Annotated in this window: 16 protein-coding genes; 14 read left to right on the top strand and 2 right to left on the bottom strand. The window is 65.2% G+C overall.

The genetic code is table 11. From position 1 onward, the window contains the following. The first annotated feature begins 5 nt into the window (after nt 1-5). The 7 genes from BG57_RS16670 to BG57_RS16640 all read left to right on the top strand — a co-directional run bounded on the left by BG57_RS16670 (nt 6) and on the right by BG57_RS16640 (nt 5,687). Complete coding sequence (locus BG57_RS16670; RefSeq protein ID WP_241482163.1) at nt 6-1,793, top strand: 3-hydroxyacyl-CoA dehydrogenase NAD-binding domain-containing protein; 1,788 nt, start codon at nt 6-8, stop codon at nt 1,791-1,793. Between the two features lie 10 nt (nt 1,794-1,803). Then, a complete protein-coding gene (gene pncA, locus BG57_RS16665; RefSeq protein WP_035966271.1) occupies nt 1,804-2,433 on the top strand; it encodes a bifunctional nicotinamidase/pyrazinamidase in 630 nt (209 codons plus the stop codon). Nucleotides 2,434-2,493: 60 nt separating this feature from the next. Continuing rightward, complete coding sequence (locus BG57_RS16660) at nt 2,494-2,796, top strand: Dabb family protein (protein WP_035966270.1); 303 nt, start codon at nt 2,494-2,496, stop codon at nt 2,794-2,796. 5 nt (nt 2,797-2,801) lie between these two features. After that, entirely contained in the window at nt 2,802-3,278 is a 477-nt protein-coding gene (locus tag BG57_RS16655) for a PaaI family thioesterase (protein ID WP_035966313.1), read from the top strand. Between the two features lie 102 nt (nt 3,279-3,380). Continuing rightward, nucleotides 3,381-4,250 (top strand): SDR family oxidoreductase, encoded by an 870-nt coding sequence (locus BG57_RS16650; protein ID WP_035966269.1) that lies wholly within the window; start codon nt 3,381-3,383, stop codon nt 4,248-4,250. Nucleotides 4,251-4,294: 44 nt separating this feature from the next. After that, nucleotides 4,295-5,248 carry an alpha/beta hydrolase gene (locus tag BG57_RS16645; RefSeq protein WP_035966268.1) on the top strand — a complete coding sequence of 318 codons (954 nt, stop codon included), beginning with the start codon at nt 4,295-4,297 and terminating at the stop codon, nt 5,246-5,248. 199 nt (nt 5,249-5,447) lie between these two features. Further along, nucleotides 5,448-5,687, top strand: a complete 240-nt coding sequence (locus tag BG57_RS16640; RefSeq protein WP_035966267.1) for a hypothetical protein — start codon at nt 5,448-5,450, stop codon at nt 5,685-5,687. Between the two features lie 11 nt (nt 5,688-5,698). Here BG57_RS16640 and BG57_RS16635 read toward each other — a convergent pair whose 3' ends face one another. Together BG57_RS16635 and ygfZ are read right to left on the bottom strand one after the other, a co-directional pair. Next, nucleotides 5,699-6,532: an NRDE family protein gene (locus BG57_RS16635; RefSeq protein WP_035966266.1), complete on the bottom strand. Its 834-nt coding sequence runs from the start codon at nt 6,530-6,532 to the stop codon at nt 5,699-5,701. A 4-nt stretch (nt 6,533-6,536) separates the two neighbouring features. Beyond that, entirely contained in the window at nt 6,537-7,523 is a 987-nt protein-coding gene (gene ygfZ, locus BG57_RS16630; RefSeq protein ID WP_035966265.1) for a CAF17-like 4Fe-4S cluster assembly/insertion protein YgfZ, read from the bottom strand. A gap of 123 nt (nt 7,524-7,646) precedes the next feature. Between ygfZ and mltG the strand changes: the two genes are divergently transcribed. The 7 genes from mltG to BG57_RS16595 all read left to right on the top strand — a co-directional run bounded on the left by mltG (nt 7,647) and on the right by BG57_RS16595 (nt 12,961). After that, complete coding sequence (gene mltG / locus BG57_RS16625) at nt 7,647-8,657, top strand: endolytic transglycosylase MltG (protein WP_035966264.1); 1,011 nt, start codon at nt 7,647-7,649, stop codon at nt 8,655-8,657. After that, the gene (tmk, locus tag BG57_RS16620) at nt 8,657-9,277 is read left to right on the top strand and encodes a dTMP kinase (RefSeq protein ID WP_035966262.1); all 621 of its coding nucleotides are present in this window, start codon (nt 8,657-8,659) and stop codon (nt 9,275-9,277) included. Before mltG ends, tmk begins: the two co-directional genes overlap by 1 nt. 19 nt (nt 9,278-9,296) lie before the next feature. Next, nucleotides 9,297-10,322 (top strand): DNA polymerase III subunit delta', encoded by a 1,026-nt coding sequence (locus BG57_RS16615; protein WP_035966261.1) that lies wholly within the window; start codon nt 9,297-9,299, stop codon nt 10,320-10,322. 28 nt (nt 10,323-10,350) lie between these two features. Beyond that, nucleotides 10,351-10,881 carry a GNAT family N-acetyltransferase gene (locus tag BG57_RS16610; protein WP_035966311.1) on the top strand — a complete coding sequence of 177 codons (531 nt, stop codon included), beginning with the start codon at nt 10,351-10,353 and terminating at the stop codon, nt 10,879-10,881. Nucleotides 10,882-10,907: 26 nt separating this feature from the next. Beyond that, a complete protein-coding gene (locus BG57_RS16605; RefSeq protein WP_035966260.1) occupies nt 10,908-11,702 on the top strand; it encodes a TatD family hydrolase in 795 nt (264 codons plus the stop codon). Nucleotides 11,703-11,760: 58 nt separating this feature from the next. Further along, nucleotides 11,761-12,498 carry an ankyrin repeat domain-containing protein gene (locus BG57_RS16600; RefSeq protein WP_229753807.1) on the top strand — a complete coding sequence of 246 codons (738 nt, stop codon included), beginning with the start codon at nt 11,761-11,763 and terminating at the stop codon, nt 12,496-12,498. A gap of 106 nt (nt 12,499-12,604) precedes the next feature. Next, nucleotides 12,605-12,961: a Rap1a/Tai family immunity protein gene (locus BG57_RS16595; RefSeq protein ID WP_035966257.1), complete on the top strand. Its 357-nt coding sequence runs from the start codon at nt 12,605-12,607 to the stop codon at nt 12,959-12,961. Nucleotides 12,962-12,987 lie beyond the last annotated feature (26 nt).

The following is a 12,987-nucleotide window of genomic DNA, read 5'->3' as shown; positions in this document are numbered from 1 at the left end:
TCGCGATGGGCGGCGGCCTCGAACTCGCGCTCGGCGCGCACTACCGCGTGGCCGCGCCCGGCGCGCAGATCGCGCTGCCCGAAGTGAAGCTCGGCCTGTTGCCCGGCGCGGGCGGCACGCAACGTCTGCCGCGTGCGGTCGGTCTCGAAACCGCGCTCGACATGATCGTAACGGGCGCGCCGGTCAAATCGGAGAAGCTCGCGCACACCGCGCTCTTCGACGAAATGGCCGAAGGCGATCTGCTCGATGCCGCCGTGCGCTTCGCCGCGCGCATCGCACAGACGAGCGGGCCGCATCCGAAAGTGCGCGACCGTGATATCGCGCATACGGATGCCGAGCGCATCATCCGGTCCGCTCGCGAGAAGATCGCGCAGACCGCGACGCATTTCCCCGCGCCGCACAAGTGCATCGACGCCATCGAACGCGGCGTGAACGAAGGTTTCGAGCGCGGCCTCGCGTTCGAGCGCGAGTGCTTTCTCGCGCTCGTGCAGACGCCCGAGAGCCGCGCCTTGCGGCACGCATTCTTCGCGGAACGCGCGGCGGGCAAGATCGCCGATGTGCCATCGAATACGCCCGCGCGGAAAATCGAGCGCATCGGCGTGATCGGCGCGGGAACGATGGGCGGTGGCATCGCGATGAACTTCGTCAATGCGGACCTGCCGGTCCTGCTCCTCGACACGACGCCCGACGCGCTCGATCGCGGCATCGCCACGATTCGCCGCAACTTCGAAGCGCAAGCGAAGAAAGGCAAGCTAACGCACGAACAGGTCGAAGCGCGAATGCGGCTCATCACGCCGACGCTCGCTTACGGCGATCTGGCCGAAACCGATCTCATCGTCGAAGCGGTGTTCGAAGACATCGACGTGAAAGAGCGTGTGTTCCGTCAGCTCGATGACATCGCCAAGCCCGGCGCGATCCTGGCATCGAACACGTCGACGCTCGATCTCGACCGCATCGCCGCGTTCACGAAGCGCCCGGGCGATGTCGTCGGCATGCACTTCTTCAGCCCGGCCAACGTGATGAAGCTGCTCGAAGTGGTGCGCGGCGCGAAGACGGAGAAAGACGTGCTCGCGAGCGTGATGCAGCTCGCGAAAAAGATCCGCAAGACGGCAGTCGTCGCGGGCGTGTGCGATGGCTTCATCGGCAACCGGATGATCGAGCAATACCTGCGTCAGGCGCTGTTCATGCTGGAAGAAGGCGCGCTGCCCGCGCAGATCGATCGCGCGATCGAGCAGTTCGGCTTCGCGATGGGGCCGTTTCGCATGAGCGATCTTGCGGGTAACGACATCGGCTGGGCCATCCGCAAGCGCCGCTACCGCGAACAGCCGCAGATGCGTTATTCGCAGATCGCGGACCGGCTTTGCGAAGCGGGCCGCTTCGGCCAGAAAACCGGCGCGGGCTGGTACGACTATGCGGACGGCTCGCGCGAAGCGAAGCCATCGCGCATGGTCGACGACATGATCGCCGCGTATTCGAAAGAGCGGGGCATCGAACGGCGCAGCATCGGCGACGAAGAGATCGTCGAACGGCTCGTGTATGCGCTCGTCAACGAAGGCGCGAAGATTCTCGACGAGGGCATCGCGAGCAAGGCATCGGATATCGACATCGTTTATCTCACCGGCTACGGTTTCCCGCTATGGCGCGGCGGCCCGATGTTCCATGCCGACGCCACCGGTCTCCAGAACGTCGAGCGCGCAGTGCGCCAATACGCCGGACAGCCCAACGGCGATGCGTGGCAACCCGCCGCGCTCCTCACCCGACTCGCGGCCTCGAACGGCCGCTTCAACGCCTGATGCAAGCGATATGAAATCCGTGGAAGATGTGCTTCTCGTGGTCGACGTGCAATACGACTTCATGCCGGGCGGCGCGCTGGCTGTCGCGCGTGGCGACGAAGTGGTGCCGGTCGTCAACCGGCTGGCGCGAGCGTTCTCGCACGTGGTGCTGACGCAGGACTGGCATCCGGCGTCGCATGTTTCGTTCGCGGCGAATCATGCAGGCCGCGCGCCGTTCGAGACGATCGCGTTGCCCTATGGCGAACAGGTGCTCTGGCCAACGCATTGCGTGCAAGGCACGGACGGCGCGGCGCTGCATCGCGACCTCGATGCGCCGCACGCGCGGCTAATCGTTCGCAAGGGTCATCACGAGAAGGTGGACAGCTATTCGGCATTCCTCGAAGCCGACCGCACGACATCCACCGGCCTCGCGGGCTACTTGCGCGACGTCGGCGCAAAGCGCGTCTGGCTCGCGGGACTCGCCACCGACTATTGCGTCGCGTGGTCCGCGCTCGATGCGCGCGCCGCCGGTTTCGAAGCGCACGTGATCGAAGACGCCTGCCGCGCGATCGACCTGAACGGCTCGCTCGACAAGGCCTGGAGCGACATGCGGGCCGCGGGCGTCACACGCGTGCAAGCGGCGCAGGTGAACGCGGCGTGAGCCGCCGCGGACAACGAGGATTTGCTACGCTTGCAGCTTCGTCAGACAACAGGAGCCGCCGTGCTGCGTCACATCGTCATGTGGAAACTGAAGGACTTCGCCGAGGGCGCGGACCGCGCTGAAAACGCGCAGAAGCTGAAGGCGAAGCTCGAAACCTGCCGCAGCATCGTGAAGGGGCAAGGGCACTTCGAAGTCGGCACCGCGCAACCGGGTTTCGATTGCACCTACGACGTCGTGCTCGTCTCGGATTTCGACGACAAAGCATCGCTCGACGCCTACCAGAATCATCCGCGCCATCTGGCGTTGAAGGACTTCGTGGCGGCGATTCGCGAAGCGCGCCAGTGCGTCGACTACGAAGTGTGACCGCAATGACCGATACTCAGACAAGCCACGGCCCGGCGCTCGAAAGCCCGTTCATCGACTTGCTCGGCGTCGAGCTCGTGAAGGCCATCGATGGCGAGAGCGAAGTGCGTCTGCCGCTCGGCGACGCGCATCTCAACACATGGGGCATCGCGCATGGCGGCGTGACCATGACCCTGCTCGATGCGGCGCTCGCGATCGCGGCGCGCAGCGTAGCAGGTGACGGCATCGGCGTCGTCACCGTCGAAATGAAGGTGAACTTCATGCAGCCGGGACGCGGCGAGTTGCGCGGTTATGGCCGCGTGCTGCATCGCTCGACGACGATGGCTTATTGCGAAGGCGAAGTCCGCGATAGCGAAGGGCACTTCGTCGCGAAGGCGCTCGGCACGTTCAAGTACATGAAGCGGCTCGCCGTCGGGCGCGACGTCGTGAAACAGAAGCTGCGCTCCGATCCGCAGGCGACGCCCGGACCGAGCGACGCGTGATTAGACGTGCGGCGGGCCGCTGCTCCGGGCCGCGCCTGATTCGAGTTCACACAGTCGCCGTTGCTTCGTCATCACGAATAACGCCACAGATCAGGAGAACCATTGGATCGCTTCGAAGACAAGGTCGCCGTCATCACCGGCGCGGGAAGCGGCTTCGGCCGTGAGTTTGCGCTCATGGGCGCGTCGCTCGGCATGAAGCTCGTGCTCGCCGATATCGACGACGCCGCGCTCGCCGCAACCGTCGATGCCGTCCGCGCGCAAGGCGGGCAGGCGCAGGGCGTGCGCACGGACGTGTCGGATGCGGACCAGGTCGATGCGCTCGCCCGCGCCACGCTCGATGCCTACGGCGGCGTGCATCTGCTTTTCAACAACGCGGGCGTCGGCGCGGGCGGCTTCGTCTGGGAGAACAGCCCGAAGGACTGGCAATGGGTGTTCGGCGTGAACGTGATGGGCGTCGCGAACGGCCTGCGCGCTTTCACGCCGATCATGCTGAAGCAGGGCGAGCCCGCGCATATCGTCAATACGGCGTCCGTGGCCGGCTTGCTCGCGGCGCCCGCGATGGGCGTCTACAACGCATCGAAGCACGCGGTCGTCGGGCTGACGGAGACGCTGTATCACGACCTGCGGCTCGCACGTGCGCCGGTCGGCGTGTCGCTGCTGTGCCCGGCGTTCGTGCCGACGGGCATCGCCGATGCCGAACGCACGCGTCCCGATGCGCTCGCCAACGATGCGCCGCTGACCGCATCGCAAAAGATGGCGGCGCGGCAACTGACGCGGGCGGTGGAAGGCGGGCGGCTATCGGCGCGAGATGTCGCCGCGCTCACCTTCGACGCCGTGCGGGAAGGGCGCTTTTACGTCATCACGCATCCGAACATCATGCCGTCGATTCAACTTCGGCTCGACGATATCGCGCAGTTGCGCAGCCCGACCGATCCGATGTCGCTCAGACAAGAAGTGAAGCGATCGGATTAACGGCTTCGTGGCATCATCGTGCCCTTTGAACGCTTCTTTCGCCGATGCCGCTAAACCCCAAGATCGCGCAGATTCTCGAGATGGTCGCGCGCGCGAACCGTCCGCCGTATCACACGCTGACGCCAGCCGAAGCGCGCGCCGCCTACGCGATGAGCGCGCAGATTCTCGACATCGCGCCGCTGCCGATGCACAGCGTCGAAGACGTGCGTATCGGCACACGCGACGGCGCTGAGATCGGCGTGCGCGTCTATCATCCGGTCGCGCCGAGCTGGGCGGAGCCGGCGGCGGCGCTGTTGTATCTGCATGGCGGCGGCTTCACGGTCGGCAGCATCGCGACGCATGACGCGCTCTGCCGCAAGCTCGCGCACGATGCGGGCTGCGCGGTGGTATCGGTCGATTACCGGCTCGCGCCCGAGCATCGCTTTCCAATAGCCGTGAACGATGCGTTCGATGCGCTTCAATGGCTCGTGCAGGAAGCGCCGCTGTTGGGCATCGATGCAGCGCGGCTCGCGATCGGCGGCGACAGCGCGGGCGGCACGCTCGCCACGGTCTGCGCGGTGCTCGCACGCGATGCGGGCATCCCGTTGCGGCTGCAACTGCTGATTTATCCCGGTACGAGCGCGCGGCAGGACAGTGCATCGCATGCGCGGCTCGCCGAAGGCTACTTGCTGTCGGGCGAAACGATCCAATGGTTCTTCGCGCAATATCTGCGTGACGATCGCGACCGTGACGACTGGCGTTTCGCGCCCCTCGATGCGGCGGGCGGTCAGCCGGACTTTGCAGGCGTCGCGCCGGCGTGGATCGCGGCGGCGGATCACGATCCGCTCTACGACGAGGACATCGCGTATGCGGCGAAGCTCGAAGCGGCCGGCGTGCGAGTCACACTGGCGCGCTATGAAGGCATGATCCACGAGTTCTTCAAGATGGGCGGATTCGTGCCCGAAGTGGCGCGCGCACATGCGGATGCGGTGGCGGCGTTGAGGGAGGCGTTGGGGTGAGGGAGGCGGTTGATCGTTTGACGAAATTCCGAAAGTTAGGCCGTGCGATTTGTTTTGTATGTCTAACTGATATGATCAGTGCACGACCTTGCTTGATGCGTCAACTCTCATTCCGGGATGGAAGACTTCGTTCGCGAGTTAAACAGCGCACTTGGTTTGTCGCCGGACTGCTACATTCCACTGATGGTCAAGTACTGACATGCCGCGCCGACCCGCCGCCCGCATCTACTTCTATGCATCTGCGCTTCTACTTCTCGCATTCGTCGTTGTCTTCAACGCAGCCAACCTGATCGAAGCGTACGGCAGCGGTGCGCCGTACTACTCGCGCACCGTCAATATGGACAAATGGGTCGATCCGTTGCCGCTTCTCGCCCTCGTCGATGCGCTCACCGTGTTGCTCCTGTTCGCCACCGTCCGAATGCTTCGACGCAAGCCCTAAGCACGCGGCAGTCACGAAGCGATATCGAAGTCGAACGCCCGCTCGAAGCTGCCCGGCCTCACGATGCGATGCGAGCCATCGTCGTCGCTGCGCTCCTTGATCTGAATCGACATGCCGCGCTCGTTCGGCGTGACGCGCAGCGCCGTGGTGCTGCGCGTGCCGTACTCGGGCGTCTCGATGAACGCCGCCGACAGCACGCGCTCTCGCTCGATCGACAAGCCCGTCGACGGCAGCAGCGCATCGTCGGCGATGCGCGGATCCCGTAGCGTTTCGATCAGCACGTCGAGTTCCGGATGTTCATCGGCGTGGATCAGGTCGGCCAGCGCATCGCGTTGCGCGACGAGCTTCGGCCACGGTGTATTCAGCAAGCTGTTCGACAAGCCATGCACGCCCGCCTCGAGCAACGCGGGCGGCGCGTCGGCGCGGTTGCCGTACCAGCCGAGCTCGCGCCGCGTGAAATCGCCGCAAAGCAAGTTGAACCCGTTATAGCGATGCCCGCGTTCCGCGACGCGCTCCAGATAATCCATCGGGGCGATGCGTTCGCCCGACAAGAACGCGCTCACCAGCGTGCCGCGCGTGGGCGCATCGGCGCGCATTTCGGCGGGCGAGCGAAAGTTCGTCAGCGCGGCGAACCGGCCATCGCGGCTCACGCCTAGCCACGTGCCGCCGCCCGTCAGATCGCGCCCTGCGAGCACGCCGGGGGCGTCGGTCCACCAGTGCATCGGCTCCGCGTCGCGGCGAAAGAATTCATCGCGATTGGCGGCCAGCGTCAGCAACGCACGCTCGCCGTGCGGCTGCGCGCCAGCCGTTGCGTCCGGCTGCCAATCGAAAACGATGAGGCACATGCGCTTACACGTCCGACGGAAACGCGTACGGCAGCGGCAGGAATTCGAGCGCGGGACCATCGGCGGAACCGACATGCACCGCGCCGTCATCGAGCGCCGCCAGCTTGATCTCGACCAGGCAATCGACGCCGCCCGTTTCCGACGGCGCCACGTTCACGACGAGCCCGCACGGCTGCCCCGGATCGGCGGAATGAAAAAGCTCCGCACCGGGCGTCGCGGTTTCGGCGCGCGCGAGGGCAGTGCGCCGCTTGATCGTGCCGCGATACTGGCTGCGCGCGACCACTTCCTGCCCCGGATAACAGCCTTTCTTGAAATTGACCCCGCCGAGCACGTCGAAATTGACCATCTGCGGGACGAATTGCTCGACCGTCGCCTGCGTGATGCGCGGTTCGCCCGCGTGAATATCCAGCCAGTCCCACAGCGCGGCGGGCGCGCGGTGCAGTTTGTCGCCGAGGCTCGCGAGCCTCGCTTCGACATCCGCTTTCGGGCCGATCCACAGAAAGCGCGGACGATTCTCCGCATCCGGCACGCGGATCAGCGCGCCATGCGGGCCTTCCACTTTCACGTGGATGCCGTCGGGCAGCGCGTCGAAGATGCCGGAGAGCGCCGCGCGGACATCGCCCGCAAAGCCGACGGCGGCGACTTCGGCCGTCGCGTCCGAAAGCTTCGCCTTCGCGCGCAGCACGAACATCGACAGGCGCTTTTGCACGGGCGCCTGGATGTCGCTCGAAATCAGCAGGCGAACCGCGTCGGACGTGCGCCACATCAGGAACGAGCCGAGCAGCCGGCCCTTCGCGGAACAATAGCCCGCGAGCCGGGCGGTGGATGCGTCGAGATGCTGCACGTCGTTCGTGAGCTGGGTGTGCAGGAAGGCGGCGGCGTCTTCGCCTTTGACATCGATCACGCCGAACTGCGTGAGCGGAATAAACACGCCGGCAGTCCGGACGGCTTCGAAATCGGCAGCGGCGAGGGAAGGAGTCTGGAGATTCATGTGTCGGGAAGAGTCGATGCCAGCGGTGCGGCCGGGAGTCCGTGAATGGCGAACCAAACCGGTCAGCGGCCTTCGCGCAGGCGGGCAAGTTATTATATTGGTCTTATCCCAAGCGTGTTTCGCATGACTTTCCTGAAGAAATGCATCGTGGCGGCGGTGTTCGTCGTCATGCTCGCAGCAGCCGTCGCAGGCGGCGTGTATTACTGGGCCAACCGGCCGATGACGCTTTCGCCCGCCGAACTCGACGTCACCATCAAGCCTCACAGCAGCTTGCGCAGCGTGAGCGCGCAACTGAATCGCGGCGGCGTGCCCGTCGAGCCCGAGCTTTTCGTGCTGATGACGCGCGCGCTCGGCCTGTCCGCGCAGCTCAAATCCGGCAACTACGCGTTCAAGAGCGGCGTCACGCCTTACGAAGTGCTGCAGAAAATCGCCCGTGGCGATGTGAACGAATATGTCGCGACCGTCATCGAAGGCTGGACGCTGCAGAAGATGCGCAGCGAGCTGGACGGCAATCCGGCGCTCACGCACGACACGGCCGGCATGAGCGACATCGACATTCTGAAGGCGATCGGCGCGACGGAAGTCGACAAGATCTCCGCCGAAGGGCTCTTTTTCCCGGACACCTATCTCTTTGACAAAGGCACGAGCGATCTCGCCGTCTACAAGCGCGCCTATCGCACGATGCAGCGGCGCCTGATCGAAGCATGGAACACGCGCGCGCCGAATCTGCCTTACAAGACGCCGTATGACGCGCTGATCATGGCGTCGATCGTCGAGAAGGAGACGGGGCGCGCGGCGGACCGGCCGCTCGTGGCGGCGGTATTTGCGAACCGGCTGCGCATCGGCATGCCGCTGCAGACGGACCCGACCGTGATCTACGGGCTCGGCCCGGACTACGGCGGTCGTCTGAAGAAAAAAGACCTGCAGACGGACACTCCGTACAATACCTACACGCGCATGGGTCTGCCGCCGACGCCGATTGCGCTGCCGGGCGTGGCCGCGCTGAACGCCACGCTGAATCCCGCCGCGAGCAGCGCGCTGTATTTCGTCTCGCGCGGGGACGGCAGCAGCTTCTTTTCCGACAATCTGGGCGACCACAACAAGGCCGTCGACAAGTACATCCGGGGTCAATGATGGCGCGTGGCAGGTTCATCACGTTCGAAGGCATCGACGGCGCGGGCAAGACCACGCATCTCGACTGGTTCCGCCAGCAGCTCGATGGCAAGATCGCCGCGAGCGGCCGCCGTGTCGTGATGACGCGCGAGCCGGGCGGCACCGCGCTCGGCGAAACGCTGCGCGGCATTCTGCTGAATCAGCCGATGGACCTCGAAACCGAGGCGCTCCTGATGTTCGCGTCGCGTCGCGAGCACCTGGCGCAAGTGATCGAGCCGGCGCTCGCACGCGGCGACTGGGTGCTGTCGGACCGGTTCTCGGATGCGACTTTCGCCTATCAGGGCGGCGGGCGCGGCCTGCCGCGCGACAAGCTCGAGGCGCTCGAACGCTGGGTGCAGGGCGGTTTTCATCCGGACCTGACGGTGCTCTTCGACGTGCCCACCGACACCGCGAGCGAACGGCGCTCGGCTGCCCGCGCGCCCGACAAGTTCGAAAGCGAATCGGAGGCGTTCTTCGAGCGCACGCGCGCCGAATATCTGCGCCGCGCGGCGGAATCGCCGGAGCGGTTCGTCATCGTCGATTCGACACAGCCGATCGATACCATCCGCAAGCGGCTCGAAGACGTGGTCGCCGGACTCTGATTTCTCACCAGCTTCTACGATGATCTATTCCTGGCAAACCGACGACTGGCAACGCCTCCAGCAACTACGCGCGCACTGGCCGCACGCGCTCTTGCTGCACGGAGAAGCGGGCATCGGCAAGCTGCATTTCGCGCAGCATCTCGCGCAGGGCCTCTTGTGCGAGACGCCCGCCGCCAACGGCGAGCCTTGCGGCACGTGCCCGGCGTGCCTGTGGTTCTCGCAGGGCAATCACCCGGATTACCGCGCCGTGCTGCCCGAAGCCCTCGCGGGTCTCGCCGGCGACGATGCATCCGCCGATAAAGCCGACGACGGCGACAGCAAGAAAACACGCGCGCCCAGCAAGGAAATCAAGATCGAGCAGGTCAGGGCGCTGCTCGATTTCTGCGGCGTCGGCTCGCATCGCGGCGGCTTGCGTGTGGTGCTGCTGTATCCGGCCGAGGCGCTCAACGTCGCGGCGGCCAACGCGCTTCTGAAGACGCTCGAAGAACCGCCGTCGGGCGTCGTGTTCCTGCTGGTGTCGGCGCGCATCGACAGGCTGTTGCCGACCATCATCAGCCGATGCCGTCAATGGCCGATGAGCGTCCCGAATGCCAGCGACGCCCGCGCGTGGCTCGCGTCGCAAGGCGTCGACGATGCCGCCGGGCTGCTCGCCGAAGCCGGTGGCGCGCCGCTCGCCGCGCTCGCGCTCGCCAGCGACGAACACCGCGCGCTGCGTGACTTCACGCTCGCGCAACTGGCGGCCGGCCCGAACTGCGACGCCTTCGCGTGCGGCGAAAATCTGCAAAAGCTGCCCGTGCCGATGGTGCTCGGCTGGCTGCAACGCTGGCTCTACGATCTGCTCGCGCAGCGCACCGCCGGCCGCCCGCGCTATTTCCCCGGCGCGGGCAAAACGCTCGCCCGCTGCGCGCAGAGCGCCGATCCCGCCGCGCTCGCCCGCTACATCAAGACGGTCACGCGCCAGCGCGCGGTGGAGAATCATCCGCTGAACGCGCGGCTCGTGTTCGAGGAGTTGTTCCTCGCCTATCGCGGCATCTTTACTCACTGACTCGTTGCATCTTCCGATTAGCACGCCCATGAGCCTCACGTATCGCGACGCCACGCTCGACGACTTGCCCGCCATCGTCGCCATCTACAATTCGACGATCGCCTCGCGGCAGGTGACGGCGGACCTCGACCCGGTCAGCATCGAAAGCCGGCTGGCCTGGTTTCACTCGCACGGGCCGCACGCGCGGCCGCTGTGGGTCGTCGAAGAGGGCGGCGACGTCATCGCGTGGCTGAGTTTTTCCGACTTCTATGGCCGGCCCGCCTATGCGCGCACCGTCGAAGTGAGCATTTATCTGCATGACCGGGCGCGCGGCAAGGGCCTCGGCAAGAAGCTGCTGCAGGAAGCGCTCGACAAAGCGCCGTCGCTCGGCGTCGATACCGTGCTCGGCTTCGTGTTCGGGCACAACGAGCCGAGCATGCGGCTTTTCGCCAATTTCGGCTTCACGGCGTGGGGCACGCTGCCGCGCGTCGCGATGCTCGATGGCGTCGAGCGCGATCTCGTCATTCTCGGCTTGCGGCTCGACCGCGCGGCAAAGCCGGGCGTCGCGGCTGCGGCCTAGGAAGTATTCGCTGCAAAGGAGCACGGATGTTCGTCGATTCTCACTGTCACATCAATTTCGAAGGCCTCGCCGACCGTCTGCCCGACGTGCTCGACAAGATGCGCGAGCACGCGGTCACGCATGCGCTGTGCGTGTCCGTCGATCTGGAAACGCTGCCCTCCGTGCTCGCTATCGCCGAGCAGCATGAAAACGTGTACGCGTCGGTCGGCGTGCATCCGGATCACGAGGACATGAGGGAGCCGAGCGTCGCGGAACTCGTCGAACTGGCCGCGCATCCGAAGGTGTGCGCGATCGGCGAGACCGGGCTCGACTACTATCGGCTGGAAGGGCGCAGCATCGCCGATATGGAATGGCAGCGCGAACGCTTTCGCACGCACATTCGCGCCGCGCACGCGACGGGCAAGCCGCTCATCATCCACACGCGGTCGTCGTCGGAAGACACGCTGCGCATCATGGAAGAGGAACGGGCGAGCGTGCCGGGCGGCGTGATGCATTGCTTCACCGAGCCGTGGCACGTCGCGCAGGCGGCGCTCGCGCAGGGCTTTCATATCTCGCTGTCGGGCATCGTCACGTTCAAGAAGGCAACCGACGTGCAGGACGTCGCGCGGCGCATGCCGCTCGACCGGCTGCTGATCGAAACGGACTCGCCGTATCTCGCGCCGGTGCCGTATCGCGGCAAGCCGAATGAACCTGCTTACGTCAGTTATGTCGGACGCTTCATCGCGCAATTGCGCGAAGAGACGGACGAAGCGGTCGCGCAGGCCACCACCGACAACTTTTTCCGGCTGTTCAAGATCGCCCGGCCGGCGGCTTCGGCCTGAGCGTCTCCAAAGCGAAGCGCGGCGAATCCCCTGTATTGAAGCAATGCGAAGGTCCACCATGAACAATTCCCCGATGATTTCCACTCTCTCCACGACGAACCGCGCCCGGCGCGCGACGGTGCGCGGCCTTTTTGCGGGCGCGCTCGTCGCGGCGTGCGCGTTTGCGCAGCCGGTGTGGGCCGCGTCCGTGGATTCGCTCATCAAGGCGGTCAAATTCGACGACGTCTCGGCGGTCAAGAAACAACTGGCGCAGGGCGCGGACCCGAATACGGTCGACAATACCGGCGCGCCGATCCTCGTCATCGCGGCGCGGGAGAAGTCGGATAAAGTCGGCCAGCTTCTTGCCGATAACCCGAACATCGACCTCGAAAAAGCCGATCCGGCGGGCGAAAATGCAATGATGCTCGCCGCGCTCAACGGCGACGCGACATTCGTTAATCTGCTGATCGCGAAAGAGGCGGAAGTGAACAAGAAGGGCTGGACACCGCTGCATTACGCGGCGACCAACGGCCATGACGACGTCGTCAAGATTTTGCTGGACCATTCGGCCTATATCGACGCGGGATCGCCGAACGGCACGACACCGCTGATGATGGCCGCACGCGGCGGTCATCTGTCGACGTGCAAGCTACTGCTCGATGAAGGCGCGGACTTGCGCGTGAAGAATCAGCTCGGCATGACCGCGGTGGATTTCGCACGCAAGTACAACGAACGCGATGTCGCGGAAGGCCTGCAGGCGCGCCTCGATGCAATGCAGGGTGGCGCTCCGCAAAGCGGCGCAAATGGGTCAAAATAACGCGGATCGACGCGCAATATCGTCACGCCGACATGAATCCGGGCAAGGGCGGCCGGGCCTGACCGCCTTCGCCCATCAAGCCGCCGATCAACATACAAGGAAGATCATGCTGCGGGAATTCGTCATCGCCTGTGCACTCGCGACGCCGGTTTGCGCGTTCGCGTTCACGGGCAACGATCTCAACACGCTCTGCACGAAGACCGATCCCAACTCGCGCACGGCCTGCGCCGCCTATATCGAAGGCGCGGCGGACGGCATCTACAACACGATCGAAGCGATCGGCGGGACCACGGGGCCGCAGGTCGGCCAGTACTTCTGCCTGCCCACCGATGTGAAGCCGCAACAGTTGACGGATGCGGTGCGCAAGTACATCGCCGATAACCCCGACAAAGCAGCCTTCAACGCAACGACGATGGTCTCGCTGGGCCTCGGTAAAGCGTTTCCGTGCAAGGCGGAGCGTTGAGCATGTGTTAGGCGGCTGGCGGCGAA

This window comes from Caballeronia grimmiae (genome assembly GCF_000698555.1).
Lineage (GTDB): Bacteria > Pseudomonadota > Gammaproteobacteria > Burkholderiales > Burkholderiaceae > Caballeronia > Caballeronia grimmiae.
Note: the sequence above shows the minus strand (reverse complement) of the source record. Positions and strands in the feature narration are given on the sequence as shown.

Excerpts from the sequence above, each read along its gene's own strand:
- BG57_RS16670 (WP_241482163.1), top strand. The coding sequence starts at position 6 with ATGGGCGGCGGCCTCGAACTCGCGCTCGGCGCGCACTACCGCGTGGCC.
- pncA (WP_035966271.1), top strand. The coding sequence starts at position 1,804 with ATGAAATCCGTGGAAGATGTGCTTCTCGTGGTCGACGTGCAATACGAC.
- BG57_RS16655 (WP_035966313.1), top strand. The coding sequence starts at position 2,802 with ATGACCGATACTCAGACAAGCCACGGCCCGGCGCTCGAAAGCCCGTTC.
- BG57_RS16645 (WP_035966268.1), top strand. The coding sequence starts at position 4,295 with ATGCCGCTAAACCCCAAGATCGCGCAGATTCTCGAGATGGTCGCGCGC.
- BG57_RS16640 (WP_035966267.1), top strand. The coding sequence starts at position 5,448 with ATGCCGCGCCGACCCGCCGCCCGCATCTACTTCTATGCATCTGCGCTT.
- BG57_RS16635 (WP_035966266.1), bottom strand. The coding sequence starts at position 6,532 with ATGTGCCTCATCGTTTTCGATTGGCAGCCGGACGCAACGGCTGGCGCG.
- ygfZ (WP_035966265.1), bottom strand. The coding sequence starts at position 7,523 with ATGAATCTCCAGACTCCTTCCCTCGCCGCTGCCGATTTCGAAGCCGTC.
- mltG (WP_035966264.1), top strand. The coding sequence starts at position 7,647 with ATGACTTTCCTGAAGAAATGCATCGTGGCGGCGGTGTTCGTCGTCATG.
- tmk (WP_035966262.1), top strand. The coding sequence starts at position 8,657 with ATGGCGCGTGGCAGGTTCATCACGTTCGAAGGCATCGACGGCGCGGGC.
- BG57_RS16615 (WP_035966261.1), top strand. The coding sequence starts at position 9,297 with ATGATCTATTCCTGGCAAACCGACGACTGGCAACGCCTCCAGCAACTA.
- BG57_RS16610 (WP_035966311.1), top strand. The coding sequence starts at position 10,351 with ATGAGCCTCACGTATCGCGACGCCACGCTCGACGACTTGCCCGCCATC.
- BG57_RS16605 (WP_035966260.1), top strand. The coding sequence starts at position 10,908 with ATGTTCGTCGATTCTCACTGTCACATCAATTTCGAAGGCCTCGCCGAC.
- BG57_RS16600 (WP_229753807.1), top strand. The coding sequence starts at position 11,761 with ATGAACAATTCCCCGATGATTTCCACTCTCTCCACGACGAACCGCGCC.
- BG57_RS16595 (WP_035966257.1), top strand. The coding sequence starts at position 12,605 with ATGCTGCGGGAATTCGTCATCGCCTGTGCACTCGCGACGCCGGTTTGC.